This window comes from Methylobacterium sp. E-012, from assembly GCF_057836545.1.
In genome coordinates, this window is sequence record NZ_JBYQEY010000001.1 from 1,913,370 (window position 1) to 1,927,767 (window position 14,398).

At 70.3% G+C, this 14,398-nt stretch carries 13 protein-coding genes; 4 read left to right on the forward strand and 9 right to left on the reverse strand.

The window, feature by feature from the left end:
- Positions 1-16: 16 nt before the first annotated feature.
- The 3 genes from AC3IF1_RS09065 to AC3IF1_RS09075 are packed head-to-tail and all read right to left on the reverse strand — an operon-like array spanning position 17 to position 3,250.
- On the reverse strand, positions 17-1,498 hold the full coding sequence (locus tag AC3IF1_RS09065) for a flavin-containing monooxygenase (protein WP_489217274.1): 1,482 nt from the start codon (positions 1,496-1,498) through the stop codon (positions 17-19).
- Positions 1,495-2,397, reverse strand: coding sequence for an alpha/beta hydrolase (locus AC3IF1_RS09070; protein ID WP_489217275.1), 903 nt, complete (start codon positions 2,395-2,397; stop codon positions 1,495-1,497). The genes AC3IF1_RS09065 and AC3IF1_RS09070 overlap by 4 nt, the downstream gene beginning before the upstream one ends.
- A gap of 1 nt (position 2,398) precedes the next feature.
- Positions 2,399-3,250 carry an SDR family NAD(P)-dependent oxidoreductase gene (locus AC3IF1_RS09075; RefSeq protein ID WP_489217276.1) on the reverse strand — a complete coding sequence of 284 codons (852 nt, stop codon included), beginning with the start codon at positions 3,248-3,250 and terminating at the stop codon, positions 2,399-2,401.
- 126 nt (positions 3,251-3,376) lie between these two features.
- On the opposite strand from AC3IF1_RS09075, the gene AC3IF1_RS09080 reads away from it, so the two are divergent.
- Positions 3,377-4,000 carry a TetR/AcrR family transcriptional regulator gene (locus AC3IF1_RS09080; RefSeq protein WP_489217277.1) on the forward strand — a complete coding sequence of 208 codons (624 nt, stop codon included), beginning with the start codon at positions 3,377-3,379 and terminating at the stop codon, positions 3,998-4,000.
- A gap of 57 nt (positions 4,001-4,057) precedes the next feature.
- Positions 4,058-5,305: a NupC/NupG family nucleoside CNT transporter gene (locus AC3IF1_RS09085; RefSeq protein WP_489217278.1), complete on the forward strand. Its 1,248-nt coding sequence runs from the start codon at positions 4,058-4,060 to the stop codon at positions 5,303-5,305.
- A gap of 157 nt (positions 5,306-5,462) precedes the next feature.
- Here the strand turns inward: AC3IF1_RS09085 and pqqA (AC3IF1_RS09090) are convergent, their stop codons facing one another.
- Both pqqA (AC3IF1_RS09090) and pqqA (AC3IF1_RS09095) read right to left on the reverse strand, forming a co-directional pair.
- Positions 5,463-5,552: a pyrroloquinoline quinone precursor peptide PqqA gene (pqqA, locus tag AC3IF1_RS09090; RefSeq protein WP_243966993.1), complete on the reverse strand. Its 90-nt coding sequence runs from the start codon at positions 5,550-5,552 to the stop codon at positions 5,463-5,465.
- 81 nt (positions 5,553-5,633) lie between these two features.
- Positions 5,634-5,723, reverse strand: coding sequence for a pyrroloquinoline quinone precursor peptide PqqA (pqqA, locus tag AC3IF1_RS09095; protein ID WP_243966993.1), 90 nt, complete (start codon positions 5,721-5,723; stop codon positions 5,634-5,636).
- Between the two features lie 412 nt (positions 5,724-6,135).
- On the opposite strand from pqqA (AC3IF1_RS09095), the gene mgtE reads away from it, so the two are divergent.
- Positions 6,136-7,548 carry a magnesium transporter gene (gene mgtE, locus AC3IF1_RS09100; RefSeq protein ID WP_489217279.1) on the forward strand — a complete coding sequence of 471 codons (1,413 nt, stop codon included), beginning with the start codon at positions 6,136-6,138 and terminating at the stop codon, positions 7,546-7,548.
- A gap of 230 nt (positions 7,549-7,778) precedes the next feature.
- On the opposite strand, the gene AC3IF1_RS09105 is transcribed toward mgtE, so the two are convergent.
- The 4 genes from AC3IF1_RS09105 to paoA all read right to left on the reverse strand — a co-directional run bounded on the left by AC3IF1_RS09105 (position 7,779) and on the right by paoA (position 13,289).
- On the reverse strand, positions 7,779-9,320 hold the full coding sequence (locus AC3IF1_RS09105; RefSeq protein ID WP_489217280.1) for an acetate--CoA ligase: 1,542 nt from the start codon (positions 9,318-9,320) through the stop codon (positions 7,779-7,781).
- Between the two features lie 86 nt (positions 9,321-9,406).
- Entirely contained in the window at positions 9,407-11,629 is a 2,223-nt protein-coding gene (locus AC3IF1_RS09110) for a molybdopterin cofactor-binding domain-containing protein (RefSeq protein WP_489217281.1), read from the reverse strand.
- Between the two features lie 24 nt (positions 11,630-11,653).
- A complete protein-coding gene (locus tag AC3IF1_RS09115) occupies positions 11,654-12,628 on the reverse strand; it encodes an FAD binding domain-containing protein (RefSeq protein ID WP_489217282.1) in 975 nt (324 codons plus the stop codon).
- A gap of 10 nt (positions 12,629-12,638) precedes the next feature.
- Positions 12,639-13,289, reverse strand: coding sequence for an aldehyde dehydrogenase iron-sulfur subunit PaoA (paoA, locus tag AC3IF1_RS09120; RefSeq protein ID WP_243966998.1), 651 nt, complete (start codon positions 13,287-13,289; stop codon positions 12,639-12,641).
- A gap of 221 nt (positions 13,290-13,510) precedes the next feature.
- Between paoA and AC3IF1_RS09125 the strand changes: the two genes are divergently transcribed.
- On the forward strand, positions 13,511-14,341 hold the full coding sequence (locus AC3IF1_RS09125; RefSeq protein WP_489217283.1) for an aldo/keto reductase: 831 nt from the start codon (positions 13,511-13,513) through the stop codon (positions 14,339-14,341).
- The last annotated feature ends 57 nt before the right edge of the window (positions 14,342-14,398 follow it).

Consider the following 14,398-nt stretch of genomic DNA (forward strand, 5'->3'; position numbering starts at 1 on the left):
CGCGCCCGAGGCAGGTTCAGCCCAGCCGGTAATCCGCCATGCGGGCGCGCCGGGCGCTCCGGCGGTAGGCCATCACGGAATCCGGCCAGAGGGTCGCGTTGCGCCCCTGCGCGTCGAGATACCAGCTGCGGCAGCCGCCGGCCTGCCAGATGCTGTCGGCGAGCCGCGCGCGGATCCGATCGAGGAAGCGGGCTTGCGCCTCCGGGCGGACCTCGATGGCCCGGGTCCCGCGGCGCAGGGCCCTGAGGCAGTCGAGCACGTGCTGGACCTGAACCTCGATCATCGCCACCACCGAGTTGTGGCCGAGGCCCGTATTGGGCCCGAGCAGCATGAAGTAGTTGGGGAACCCGGCGACCGTGATCCCCTGGTAGGCCCCCATGCCCCCGGCCCAGGCGTCCGCCAGGCGCAGGCCGTCGCGGCCGACGAGGTTCATCCGCGTGAAGGTCGCGGTGACGTCGAAGCCGGTGGCGTAGACGATCACGTCGAGGTCGTGAGTCCGGCCGTCCTGCGTGGTCACCCCGCCCGGCGTGATCCGCGCGATGCTTCCGGTCTCGAGGGTGACGTTCGGGCGCTGGAGCGCCGGGTAGTACGTGTCGGAGATCAGCACGCGCTTGCAGCCGAGCCGGTAGTTCGGCGTGAGGCGGCGCCGCAACTCCGGATCCGGGACCGCCTTGGCGAGGTGCCGCCGCGCCAGGGCCTCGGCCTGACCGGTGAGCTTCGAGACCTTGGTGAAGCCCAGGAGCGCGCGCACCTCGTGCAGCCAGAACAGCCGCGCCCGTTCGAGCCGCCGGGCGAGGGGCAGGCGCCGGTACCGGGCCTTGATGCGCTCCGCGATGGCGTGGTCGTTCTTGGGCATGATCCAGGGCGGCGTGCGCTGGAACAGGGTCAGCTGGCCGGCGACCTCGGCGAGCTCCGGCACGACCTGGATGGCGCTCGCCCCCGTGCCGATCACGCCGACGCGCTTGCCGGCGAGGCTTACGGCATGGTCCCAAACTGCCGTGTGGAAGGCCGGCCCGGCGAAGGCGTCGCGGCCGGGGATGTCCGGATAGGCCGGATGGTGCAGGCCGCCCATCCCGGAGACGATCGCCCGCGCGGTGATCGGGCCGCGATCGGTCTCCACGTGCCAGAGGGCGCGCGCCTCGTCCCAGGTCGCGCCCTGAAAGGCGGTGCCGAGCTGGATCAGCGGCATCAGCCCGTGGCGCTCCGCCGTCTCCCGGAGATAGGCCAGGATCTCCGCCTGCGGCGCATACATCCGGCTCCAATCCGCCTTCGGGGCGTAGGACAGGGAGTAGAGATGCGAGGGCACATCGCAGGCCGCCCCTGGATAGGTGTTGTCGTGCCACGTGCCGCCGATTCCGTCGCCCTTCTCGATCACCCGGAATGGCCCGATCCCCGCCTGCCGGCACCGGATCGCCATCGCGAGCCCGGAGAAGCCGGCTCCGACGATGAGCACCGCCAGGGGTTCGGAGCGCGCGGCGGCGTCTGAAGCTTCGGTCATCGCGCGGGGCTCCCGGGGGTGGCCTGGGGGGCGTGCGCCTTCAGGAAGGCGGCGGCCTCGTCGAGGGAGGTGCGCGCCTCCGGCAGCATGTTGGCCGCGAACTGCCAGGCGTGAGACACGACGGGGAAGACCTTCAGCTCCGCCGCGACGCCGGCCGCCCGGGCTCGCTCTGCCATGCGGACGGAATCGTCGCGCAGCACCTCGCGGTCGCCCACGTGGAACAGGAGCGGCGGGAAGCCGGTGGGATCGCCGAGGAGCGGCGAGATCCGCGGGTCGGCCGGATCGGCGCGGCCGAGATACATCTGCCGGATCGTGGCGAGCGCCTTCGGGTCGAACATCGCGTCGCGCCATGCATTCGTCACCCGCGAACCGTCCTCCGAGACGAAGTCGGTGGCCGGGGAGAACAGGGCGGCGGCCCAGGGCATCGGCAGGTTCCGGGCGCGGGCCTCGCCCATCAGCACCAGGGCCAGATTGCCGCCGGCCGATTCGCCCGCCACGCAGGCCGCTCCCTCGGCGCTGAACGCCGCCCAGACGGCCATGACGTCCTCGACCGCGGCCGGGAACGGGTGCTCCGGCGCGAGGCGGTAATCCGGGACGAAGATCGTGAAGCCGCGGCTTGCCAGGGCGCCCGTCACGGGCCGGTGCGTGCGCGGCGAGCAGGCGATGAAGCCGCCGCCGTGGATGTAGAGCATCCGGCGCCCGGGTCCGGACTTCGGCCGGACCCACTCGCCGCGCACGCCGCCGACGCTGCCCATCTCGTAGGTCAAGCCCTTGGGATCCGGGAAGGCCTGGGCCTCGAAGATGCGGCGGAAGTCGGCGGCGTCCCGGGCCCGGGCGAGGGGACCGCGGACCCGGCTGCGGATCATGTAGGCGCCGATATAGGCGCGCAGGCTCGCCATCTCAGAGCGTCCCCCCGGACAGTCGCACGATCGTCTTCCAGTAGCCCACCGGCATCAGCCGCTGGATCAGAGCCGCGTTCCGGGCATCCTTGCCGATCACGATCCGCGGCGCCCGGGTCTCGATCCCGCGGATGATCGCGGCCGCCGCCGTCGCGGGGTCGAGGGTCAGGAGCTTGCCGAAGGCCGCGCGGGCCCCCTCGTCCTCCACCGCCGCGCGCTTGGCCGCCTCGGGGTCGGTGGGCGGGCGCCGGCCGCGGGCGTTGCGCGAGATGGCGGTGGCAACGCCCCCCGGATGAACCACGGTCACGCCGAGCCCGGTGCCGGCATATTCATGCCGCAGGGCCTCGGAGAAGCCCCGGACGGCGAACTTGCTGGTGCAGTAGGCGACCTGACCCGGCGGCGCGATCAGGCCGAACAGGCTCGACAGGTTGACGACCTGCGCCGCCGGCCGGGCGCGCAGCATCGGCAGGAAGGCGTGGCACATCCGCACGACCGCGCGCAGGTTGATGTCCATGAGCCACTCGAAATCCTCGAGATGCGTCTCGTCGAACCGGCCCCCGAGGGCGACGCCGGCATTGTTGATCAGGAGGTCGAGATGTCCGAACCGCGCCCCGGCCCAGTCCGGCAGCGCGCGGATCGCCTCCGCGTCCGCGAGATCGACGACCCGGGTCTCCACCGCGGTCCCGCGGTCGCGGATCCGGCCGGCGATGTCCTCGAGCCCGACCGGATCGCGGTCCACCAGCAGGAGGCTGCATCCCTTGGCGGCGAGCCCGGTCGCCAGGGCGGCCCCGATGCCGCTCGCGGCACCGGTGACGAGGGCGACGGCACCGGCGAGTCGAAATGTCTGAGCCAAACGTCGCCTCCCGCCGCGCCGCTTCGTCCGCGCTTCCCTTCAGGGATAGCCCTCGCCTCCACGACTGTCTAGGGTGAACACCCTAGATCAGGATCGGAGACGATGGCGCGGGGCCGGAGCCGGGGATTGCAGGAGAGCGAACGGGCTGCCGATGGGCGGGTCCAGAACACCCGCGACCGGATTCTGGCGGTCAGCCTGGACCTGTTCAATGCCCGGGGGCTCGGCCGGGTGACCACGGCCGAGATCGCCGCCGCCGCGGGGATCCGGGAGGGGAACCTCCAGTATCATTTCCCGCGCAAATCCGGCCTGGTCGAGGCGCTGTTCGCGGCCTTCGAGGCGGAGGCCCTGGCGGTAGCGGGGGGGATGCCGGCCGATGCCGGGGCGCCGGAGGCGCTGCTCGCCTACCAGCGGGCCTGGTTCGACCTGATCTGGCGCTACCGCTGCATCTACCGCGACGGGATCGCCATGGTGGAGATCGCCCCCGCCCTGCGCCCGCGCGTCCACGCTCTTCGCGCGCGGACGCAGGCCCTGGCCCGGGGCGTCTTCGAGGCGGCCGTGCGGGCGGGGCGGCTTCGGATCGACCCGGAGGGCCTCGGGCGGCTCATCGACAACGCCTGGATCGTCTCCAGCCATTGGATGAGCCACCGCCTCCAGGGCGGTACCGCGCTGACCGAAGCGGATCTCGACTGGGGGTTCGCGCAGGTGCGTGACCTATTCGCGCCGTATCTGGTCGCCCGGCGCCCGGTGTGATGCGGACTGGCCCGAACCTTCCATGGGCCCCGGTCAAGCGTGACCCCGAAAGCCGTGATGCTCGACCGTCTCACCCATGCCGGCCTCAGCCTGCTGCTGCTGCTCGCCGTCGCGGTTCTGTTCTCCACGAATCGACGGGCGATCCGCCCCCGGGTCGTCCTGACTGCGCTTGCGCTTCAAGTGGGGCTCGGGGCCCTGGTCCTGTTCCTGCCGGCCGGGCAGGCGGCGCTGACAGCGGCGGCCGCCGTCGTCGCCACCGTGCTCGCCTACGGCGACCGCGGCACCGCGTTCCTGTTCGGGGGCCTCGTCGAGCCGAAGATGTTCGAACTGTTCGGCGGCTCGGGCTTCATCTTGGCCCTGCGGGTGCTGCCACAGATCCTGTACGTGTCGGCGCTGATCGCTGTGCTCTACCACCTCGGCCTGATGCAGGCGCTCGCCCGGGGCCTCGGGGCGGTGCTGCGCCGGATCCTCGGCACCGCGCCGATCGAATCCTTTGCCGCGGTCATCACCATCGCCATCGGCCAGAGCGAGATCGCGGTGGCCCTGCGCCCGTTCCTCGCACTTTTGACCGGCGCCGAGCTGTTCGCCGTGATGGCAAGCGGCGCCTCGTCCACTGCGGGTTCGATTCTGGCCGGTTACGCGGCGCTCGGCGTCCCGATGACCTACCTGCTCGCCGCCTCCGTGATGGCGATCCCCGGCGGCCTGCTCTACGCCAAGATCCTGGTGCCCTCCACGGAGCCGACCCGGATCACCACCGCCCGGGTGGAGTTCGGCGAGACCCGGGCGGCCAATGTCATCGAGGCGGCTGCCGACGGCACGCAGAAGGGCTTGGCGGTCGCGGTCTCGGTCGGGGCCATGCTGATCGCCTTCGTCGGGCTGATCGCCCTGGCGGACGGCCTGTTCGGCACGATCGGCGGGCTGGTGGGTTATCCCGCCGCCTCGATCGAGGGCGTGCTCGGCTGGGCGCTCGCCCCGCTGGCTTGGCTGCTCGGCGCGCCGTGGGAGCACGCGACCCTGGTCGGCGGGGCCATCGGCCAGAAGCTCGCCTTCAACGAGTTCTTCGCCTACGCCAACCTGTCGCCGATCCTGACCGGCGGAACCCTCGACTCGCGTACGCAGGCGATCGTCTGCTTCGCCCTGTGCGGGTTCGCGAATTTCGCGTCGATCGCGATCCAGCTCGCGAGCTTCTCGAGCCTCGTCCCGGAGCGGCGCTCCGAGGTCGCCCGCTACGGGCTAAGGGCGATCCTGGCGGGGACGCTGTCGAATCTCACCAGCGCGGCGATTGCCGGCCTGTTCGTGGGGTGAGCGCGCTTATCGTGTCCACGCCGTCGCTGTGACCGCCCCGCCGAAGCAGCGATACGGTTAGTCCAAAAGCTTGTCAGCTTCGGCAACGCTCGGAACGCCGCACAAACGAAAAGCGCCGCTTCGGATGAAGCGGCGCCCAAAACAGATCGTCGACGTCTTAGTTGAAGGTGTCGATCTCGGCCGACTCGTAGCTGGTGACTTCCATGCCGACGCAAACTTCGGACACGATCGGGGCAGACCAAGCCATGATTTCCTCCTGATGAACTTCGGGTGATTGTCTCGGAGACCACGAAGGGCAGGGCGCTCGGCGCTCCGGCCCTCGCACGTCTTAGTTGAAGGTGTCGATCTCGGCCGACTCGTAGCTGGTGACTTCCATGCCGACGCAAACTTCGGACACGATCGGGGCAGACCAAGCCATGGCGTTTCTCCTCGCTGTTGGTGAGCGGTATATAGCCGATATCTTGGACGCAATACAAGCGAGCACAACACTTATATTTCTCATAGGGACCCCGTCGGGACCCCGTCGGGACCCCCGGGGGACCCCTGGTGCCGCCGCGCGACACTCGGGCCTCTCCTGTGGGTTCAGGGCCCCGGCAACGCCGTTTCCGGCACGGTTTCGACTTGACTGACTTTTTTCGCGGGCGCACGAGGCACCGGCGCGACGCTGTCTTCGGCGGCGCCGTGCTCCCCTTCAAGCAGCGACCAGCGAAGCGACGTGCCCGACCGATCGTGCCTGCCGTGTCCGGCCACGCGCCGTCGTCCCGCCTGAGCCGCTGAGAGGCCTGGCCGCGGGGCGCCGACGCGGCGACCGGTCACGGCCTTGACCCAGGATGACCGGCGCCGCGTCGCCTCGTAACCCACGAGGCGAGGCCATGAACGAGATCGCCCCCTTCGACACGCGCATCGACCCGTCCGTTCTGGCCGCGCGGCTCTCGGACGAGCGCGCCCCGGACATCGTGGAGAAGCTCAACGAGGAGGCGCCCGAGGTCGCGGCCGCCATCCTGCTGGGCCTGCCGCTGGAGCGGGCGGTCGAGGTGCTCGACCAGCCGGAGCTCGACTGCGCCGCCGACATCATCGAGATGCTGCCCCGGGACCGGGTGGCGGCCTACCTGTCGGGGATGTCGGCCGACCGGGTCACGGACGTCTTCCGCGAGATCGAAGAGCCGGGCCGCTCCGACCTGCGCGCCCGCCTCGACGCCGAGACCCGCGGGGCCGTGGACCGGCTCTCGGCCTATGGCGAGGAGACGGTCGGCTCGCTGATGACCACCGAGTTCGTCACCATCCCCGGCACCTGGACCGTGGGCCAGACGCTGGAGCACATCCGCCACGTCGAGAAGACCCGCGAGACCATCTATGCGATCTTCGTGCTCGACCCGCGGACCCGGGCGCTCACTAAGGCGGTGCCCCTGCGACGGCTGATCTCGGGGGATCCGAACGACAACGTGCTCAGCGTCGCCCCGGGACGGCGGCCGCTCGCCGTCTCGCCCACCGCCAGCCGCGAGGAGGCGGCCCGGCTGATCTCCAAGTACGATCTCCTGGCGCTGCCGGTGGTCGACGCGGTCGGCCACGTCATCGGCATCGTCACCGTCGACGACATGATCGACGCGATGATCGAGAAGCAGACGCAGGACGTGCAGCGCTTCGGCGGCATGGAGGCGCTGCCCGAGCCCTACATGGATATCGGCTTCTTCACGATGATCCGGAAGCGCGCCGGCTGGCTGTGCGCGCTGTTCCTCTCGGAGATGCTCACCGCCTCGGCCATGCAGGGCTTCGAGGGGGAGCTGGAGAAGGCGATCGTCCTGACGCTGTTCATCCCGCTGATCATGAGCTCGGGGGGCAATTCGGGCTCGCAGGCGACCTCCCTGCTGATCCGGGCGCTGGCCCTGCACCAGATCCGCCTGCGGGACTGGTGGCGCGTGGCGCTGCGGGAGTTGCCCACCGGCATCGTTCTCGGGTCGATCCTCGGGGTGATCGCGGTGATCCGGATCGTGGCGTGGCAGAAGCTCGGCCTCTACGATTACGGCGAGCACTGGCCGCTGGTCGCCGTGACCGTGGGGTCGGCACTGGTTGGGATCGTGACCTTCGGGTCCCTATCGGGCTCGATGCTGCCCTTCCTGCTCCAGCGGATCGGCTTCGACCCCGCCACCGCCTCGGCGCCGTTCGTGGCGACGCTGGTCGATGTCACCGGGCTCGTGATCTATTTCTCCGTCGCGCTGCTGATCCTGCGCGGGACGCTGCTGTAGGGGTTTTGGAATAGACGCGGGTGGGCCATTCTCCGCCGCAGAGGCGGGGAGGGCGCGCGCGGGGCCGGTCTTTGTCCTCATTCCGGAGCGATATGCGGATTTCGAAGCCCACAGGGATGAGGAGGCCGGTCGCGCCCTCCCGAGCCGACCCGTGACATCTCAGGTCCGCACCGGAGAAGGCGAGCGCTCGAACTGACGTGCCGGATCGGAGGACCTGGGCGCGCGCCCCGTCACTCCGCCACGGTCGCCGCCAGCCGCTTGCGCTGCACCTTGCCGTTCGCCGTGCGCGGCAGGGCGTCGAGGAAGCGGATCTCCCGCGGGCGCTTGTAGACCGCAAGCCGCTCGGCGCAATGCGCGAGCAGCGCCTCGGCGTCCGGTTCGCAATCGGGCTGGAGTACCACGAAGCCGCAGATCACCGAGACATCCGCACGCACCGGCAACTCGGCCACGCCGACCTCCGCCACGGACGGGTGGGCTGCGAGCACCGCCTCGACCTCGTTGGGCGAGACCCGGTAGCCCATCGCCTTCATCAGGTCGTTGTTGCGGCCCTCGAACCAGAGGTAGCCGTCGGCGTCGAGCCGGGCGAGGTCGCCGCCGACGAACCAGTCCCCGCGCAACACCTCGGCTTCCTCCCCGGGGCGGTTCCAATAGCCGAGCATCAGCGCCGGCTCGGAGCGATGGACGGCGAGCAGACCGATCTCGCCGGCCGGGAGGGGGACGGGCACGCCCTCGACCGGCAGGATCGCCACCCGCCGGCCGGGTTGCGGCTTGCCGGGCGAGCCGGGGCGCACCGGGATGGTCGGGCCGCTGGAGATGTAGGTCGAAATCTCGCTCATCCCGAGGGCCTCGTAGAGGGGCTTACCCGTGGCCTGAATCCAGGCTTCGAGCAGCGCAATCGGAAGCGGCTCGCCCGCCGTGCAGCCGTGGCGCAGGCGCGACAGATCGTGGGCGCCGAGGTCGCCGTATTTCAGGATCTGGCGGTAGAGAGTCGGCACCGCGGCGAACAGGGTGGCGCCGTACTCGGCGATCAGGCGCGGCCAGACCGCAGGGTCGCGCGGGCCATTGTAGAGCACCGCGGTGGCGCCCACCGACCAGGGGTCGCTCAGGCCCACCCCGAGCGTGTAGGTCCAGTTCATGGTGCCGGCATGCAGCATCACGTCGGATTCGGTCAGCCCAAGCCAATGATCGAGCATCGGCCGCCGGCCATAGGCGGCCCGGTGGGCGTGGAGCACGCCCTTCGGCCGGCTCGTGGTCCCGGAGGTATAGATCAGCATCGCCGGATCGTCGGCGGCGGTGTCGGCGTAGTCGGGGCGCGGCGGGCCGGCCTTCATCCGCGCGATCGCCGCGGCATCGAGCAGGCGGCGGTTGCCGAGCGCCTCCGGTGAGACCGTACAGCCGCTGCCGATCACCACCGCAGCGGCCCCGGAATTCTCCATCAGGAACGCCGCCTCGGGCTCGGTGAGCTGGGGCGAGGAGGGCAGCGCCACCAGTCCGGCCGCCAGGGCACCAAAATAGACGAGGACGTAGTCGGCCTCGTTGCCCATCCGGATCATCACCCGGTCGCCGGGCTCCAGCCCCAAGGCGCGCAGCCCCGCCGCGATGCCGCGCACGGCCCTATCGGCCGCACCGAAGCTGAGCCGGTCGATCGTGCCATCGCCGACCATGATCAGCGCGGTCTTGTCGGGACGCAGGCGGGCGTTCTCGGCGAGGCAGTACCGGGCGGCGTTGAACCGCTCCGGTGGGTGGCGGTGATCGGATCGGCTGTCGGGCACCGGGCGTCCCCCGTGTTCGGGCTTTTGGCCCGGTGTCCCGCCTGCGCGCCCTGCCGTCAACCGCGGGTGCGCGATTCCGACCTGGGTCAGGTCCGCCGCTGTGCCTGGCCCTCCTGCTCCTCGAAGCCCTTGAGCATCTTGTCGAGGGTCAGCGGGTATTCGCGGACGCGGATGCCGGTGGCGTTGTAGATGGCGTTGGCCAGCGACGCGCCGGCCCCGCAGATGCCGAGTTCGCCCAGCCCCTTGCTCTTCAAAGGGTTGGTCTTGTCGTCGAGTTCCGGCAGGAACACCGCATCGATCGCCGGGATGTCGGCATGGACCGGCACGTGATACTCCGCCATGTCGTGGTTGACGAAGTAGCTGTAGCGCGGATCGACCACCGCATCCTCCATCAGCGCTGCGCCGACACCGAAGGTCATGCCGCCGATCGCCTGGCTGCGCGCGGTCTTGGCGTTGAGGATGCGGCCGCCGGTGAAGACGCCGAGCATCCGCCGCAGCCGGATCTCGCCGGTGTCGATATCAACCCCGACCTCCGCGAAATGCGCGCCGTAGGAGTACTGCGAGAATTTCTGCTTCATCTCGCCGGGCTTGATCTCCCCCGAGGCCTCCAAACCCGACTTGGCCAGGTCAGTAAGCGACTCGGTGCGGTTGCCCGACGTGACCGCGCCATCGCGGAAGGTCGCGCCATCCGGGTTGAGATCGCCGGCCTTGAGCACGGCCTGCCGGAGGTTGTCGCAGGCGACATAGAGGGCCGATCCCGCCGAGGCGGCACCGAAGGACCCGCCCGAGCCGGACGCGTAGGGGAAGTCCGTGTCGCCGATCTCGACCCGCACGCGCTCTGGCGGGAGGCCCAGCATCTCGCCGGCGATCTGGGTGAGGATCGTGTAGGTGCCCGTACCGGGATCGGTCATGGCCATCTGGACGACCAGCACGCCGTCCGGCCCGAGCTTCACCTTGGCGGAGGACGGCATCAGCGGGTTGAGGCGGGCGGCCGCCGACATGCCCATGCCGACGAGCCAGTTGCCGTCACGCCGGCTGCCCGTCGCTTGGCGCTTGTCCCATCCGAACAACCGCGCGCCCTCGCGCATGCATGGCACGAGCTGGCGGGTGGAGAACGGCACCTTCTTCTCGGGATCCTCGGCCGGCTCGTTGCGGACCCGCAACTCGATCGGGTCGATCTTCAGCTGTTCGGCCAGCTCGTCCATGGCGCACTCGAAGGCGAGCTGACCCACGGCCTCGCCCGGTGCGCGCATGGACGAAGCGATGGGCATGTTCAGGTTCACCAGCCGGTGGCGGGTGACGCGGTTCTGCGCCGCGTAGAGGGAGCGGGTGACGTTGGCGGCGGTCTCGAAGAATCCGTCGCCCTCGGCGGTGTCGGACCAGGACTCGTGACCGATGGCCGAGAGACGGCCCTCGGTGTCGGCACCGAGGCGGATCCGCTGGATCGTGTCGCTGCGATGGGTCGCGACGTGGAATTCCTGCTGCCGGGTCAGGGCCACCTTGACGGGCCGTTCGATCAGTTTCGAGGCCAGGATCGCCAGGGTCGCCTCAGGCTGGACCTGCAGCTTCGCCCCGAAGCCGCCGCCGATATAGGGGCTGACGATCCGCACCTTCTCGGGGGGCAGCTTGAGCACGGAGCCCAGCGCCTTCTGGCCGCGGTTCGGCATCTGGTTGGCGGTGTGGAGGACGACACCGTCGCCGTCCCAGGCGGCGATCGTCGCGTGCGGCTCCATCTGGGCGTGGATCTGGTTCGGCGTGACGTACTCCACGTCGAGCTTCACCGGCGCCGCCGCGAAGGCCGCGTCGAAGTCGCCGAGCTTCGAATCCGGCGGCGAGTTGATCGGCTTCGGCTCGTAGGCCGACGCCATCGCGTCCTTGAGATGGCCCTTGGGCGTCTGGGCGTCGTACTGCACCTTCACCAGCATCGCGGCGGCGCGGGCCTGTTCGAAGGTCTCGGCCACCACGAAGGCGACCGGCTGCCCGTAGAAGGCGACCTGCGGCCCCTGGAGCTGCGGCCAGACCTGCTCCTTCTTCTCCCCCTGCGCGGGTACGTTCTCGTGGGTCATCACCAGGATCGTGCCGGGCGCCCGGCGGGCGGCATCGGCATCGATCGACCGGATCGTGCCGGACGCGATGGTGGCGGCCACGATGAAACCGTAGGCGGGGTTCTGCAGCGCCCGGGTCTCGTAGGCGTAGGGCGCGTGGCCCGTGACCTTGAGCTTGCCCTCGACGCGGCTCAGTGGCTTGCCGACGAGCCCGTCGGGACGGTCGTCGAGCGGCGTCCGGCCGATCGGCTGATTCATCTCCATGGGGACGGTCCTTGAGCGGGAGGGCTACGCGCGGGTCGCCTGCGCCACGACGGCGCGCAGGGTCCGCCGCGTCAGCGGGATCTTGAAGTCGTTGCTGCCGTAGCCGCGGGCGCCCTTGAGGACCGCGTCGGCGGCGGCGTCGGCGGAGCCGGTCTGCACCAGCGCCGTCTCGGCCTCGGCCACCCGCCAGGGCTTGTGCGCCAAGCCGCCGAAGGCGAGCCGCGCCGCGTGGGGCTTCCCGCCCTCGGCGCCGGCGATCACCGCGGCCACGGAGACCGTGGCGAAGGCGTAGGAGGCCCGATCACGGACCTTCCGGTAGATATGCAGGCCCGCCACCGGCTTCGGCAGGGTGACGGCGGTGATGATCTCGCCGGTGCGCAGGTCGGTCTCGATCTGCGGCGTGTCGCCGGGCAGCCTGTGGAAGTCGGCGATCGGGATCGTCCGCGCCTGCCCATTCGGGTCCATCGTCTCCACGGTGGCGTCGAGGGCGCGCATGGCGACGTTCATGTCGGACGGGTTGGTGGCGATGCAGGCCTCGCTTGTGCCCAGCACCGCCATGATGCGGTTGAACCCACCGATGGCCGAGCAGCCCGAGCCGGGCTCCCGCTTATTGCAGGGCATGGCCGTATCGTAGAAATAGTAGCAGCGCGTCCGCTGGAGCAGGTTGCCGGCGGTGGTCGCCTTGTTGCGGAGCTGGCCCGAGGCGCCGGCCAGGAGCGCCTTCGCCAGGACGGCGTAGTCCTTCCGGACCCGCGGGTCGGCGGCGAGGTCGGAGTTGCGCACCAGCGCGCCGATGCGCAGCCCGCCCTCCCGCGTCGCCTCGACCTTGTCCAGGGGGAGCCGGTTGACGTCGATCAGCGTCGCCGGGGTCTCGACCTGCAGCTTCATCAGATCGAGGAGATTGGTGCCGCCGGCGATGAACCGGGCGTTCGGGCGTTCGGCCGCGAGCTTGGCGGCGTCCTGCACGGTCGCGGGACGCTCGTAGGTGAAAGCCTTCATGTCCGCCCCCTCAGAGGTTGCTGGCGGCGGTGTCGCGGATCGCCGCGACGATGTTCGGGTAGGCGGCGCAGCGGCAGATGTTGCCACTCATCCGCTCGCGGATCTCGTCGTCGCTGAGGCTGGGGCTCGACGCCACGTCCTCGGTGACGTGGCTCGGCCACCCGGCCTTGACCTCGCTCAGCATGCCCACCGACGAGCAGATCTGGCCCGGCGTGCAGTAGCCGCACTGGAAGCCGTCATGCTCCAGGAAAGCCGCCTGCATCGGGTGCAGTTGATCGCCGGAGGCGAGCCCCTCGATGGTGGTGATCTGATCGCCGTCGTGCATCGCGGCGAGCGTCAGGCAGCTGTTGATCCGCCGCCCGTCGACCAGCACCGTGCAGGCGCCGCACTGGCCGTGGTCGCAGCCCTTCTTCGTGCCGGTCAGCGCGAGGTGTTCGCGCAGGGCGTCGAGCAGGGTCGTGCGCGTGTCGAGGACGAGGTCGTGCGCCTGGCCGTTGATGGTGAGCCGCACCGGCAGGGTCTGCGGAGCCGGATCGCCGGGGGCGGCGACGGCGGGCGCGGGCCGGACCCCGAGGGCGCCCAGCGCCCCGGCCACGGCGCAGCCTTCCACCACAGACCGCCGGGTCAGGGCGAACGGTCTCTTCGGAGTCGCGTCTGTCATGCTGCTATCCCGTCCGTGCGCGACGCTGCGCGGCGCAACCTGGAATCTGGTCCGCCAACGTCCGGCTCTGCGGATTAGATCCGGTCCAGACTGCGCCCGTTTACCGCGGCTCAGCCTTCGGACGGGGAGCCATCGGATCCATAGCTTCTCGTCGATCGGCCTTGCTCGGTGACGCCGCCGGTCCACGTGAGGGCTGGAACATTCAGCCAGAGGCTTACCGCATGGCCATATCCGTCCCGACCCTGGCCCTGAACGACGGGCACCGCATCCCCCAGATCGGCTACGGCTGCTGGCAGCTCTCCGACGCGCAGGCGCCGGACCTCGTCGGCCGGGCGTTGCAGGCGGGCTACCGCCTGATCGACACCGCCGCCGCCTACGGGAACGAGGCGGGGGTCGGCCGGGGCATCCGCGACGCACGGGTGTCGCGGGACGAGATTTTCCTCACCACCAAGCTCTGGAACGACCGCCAGGGGCGGGACGAGGCCCGGCGCGCCTTCGACGAGAGCCTGGAGCGCCTTGGCCTCCCCTATGTCGACCTTTACCTGATCCACTGGCCGTGCCCGCAGCGGCGCCTGTTCGTGGAGACCTGGAAGACGCTGATCCAGCTCCGTGACGAGGGTCGGGCCAAGTCGATCGGCGTGTCGAACTTCACGCCGGAGCACGTCGCCATGCTTCTGGCCGAGACCGGCGTCGCGCCGGCTGTGAACCAGATCGAGCTGCACCCGCATTTCCAGCGCCGGGCGCCGCGCGCGGACCATGCCCGTCACGGGATCGTGACCGAATCCTGGAGCCCCCTCGGCCAGGGCAAGGAGCTGAACGATCCGGCCATCCTGGCGATCGCGCAGGACCACGGGAAGAGCCCCGCCCAGGTCGTGCTGCGCTGGCAGGTGCAGATCGGCTGCGTGGCGATCCCGAAGACCGCCCGGCCCGAACGCATCGTCGAGAACATCGCCCTGTTCGACTTTGCGCTCTCCGATGCGGAGATGGATCGGATCGCTGCCTTCGACCGGCCGGACGGCCGGATCGGGCCCGATCCGGCGACCTTTTGCTGAGCCTCAACCCTTCGGCAGCGCAGCATAACACCGCGCCGCAAAAGATTTATGCTCACA

What these genes read in the sequence shown, in the direction of transcription:
- AC3IF1_RS09065 (WP_489217274.1), bottom strand. Translation starts at nt 1,498, where the DNA reads ATGACCGAAGCTTCAGACGCCGCCGCGCGCTCCGAACCCCTGGCGGTG.
- AC3IF1_RS09070 (WP_489217275.1), bottom strand. Translation starts at nt 2,397, where the DNA reads ATGGCGAGCCTGCGCGCCTATATCGGCGCCTACATGATCCGCAGCCGG.
- AC3IF1_RS09085 (WP_489217278.1), top strand. Translation starts at nt 4,058, where the DNA reads ATGCTCGACCGTCTCACCCATGCCGGCCTCAGCCTGCTGCTGCTGCTC.
- pqqA (WP_243966993.1), bottom strand. Translation starts at nt 5,552, where the DNA reads ATGGCTTGGTCTGCCCCGATCGTGTCCGAAGTTTGCGTCGGCATGGAA.
- pqqA (WP_243966993.1), bottom strand. Translation starts at nt 5,723, where the DNA reads ATGGCTTGGTCTGCCCCGATCGTGTCCGAAGTTTGCGTCGGCATGGAA.
- mgtE (WP_489217279.1), top strand. Translation starts at nt 6,136, where the DNA reads ATGACCGGCGCCGCGTCGCCTCGTAACCCACGAGGCGAGGCCATGAAC.
- AC3IF1_RS09110 (WP_489217281.1), bottom strand. Translation starts at nt 11,629, where the DNA reads ATGGAGATGAATCAGCCGATCGGCCGGACGCCGCTCGACGACCGTCCC.
- AC3IF1_RS09115 (WP_489217282.1), bottom strand. Translation starts at nt 12,628, where the DNA reads ATGAAGGCTTTCACCTACGAGCGTCCCGCGACCGTGCAGGACGCCGCC.
- paoA (WP_243966998.1), bottom strand. Translation starts at nt 13,289, where the DNA reads ATGACAGACGCGACTCCGAAGAGACCGTTCGCCCTGACCCGGCGGTCT.
- AC3IF1_RS09125 (WP_489217283.1), top strand. Translation starts at nt 13,511, where the DNA reads ATGGCCATATCCGTCCCGACCCTGGCCCTGAACGACGGGCACCGCATC.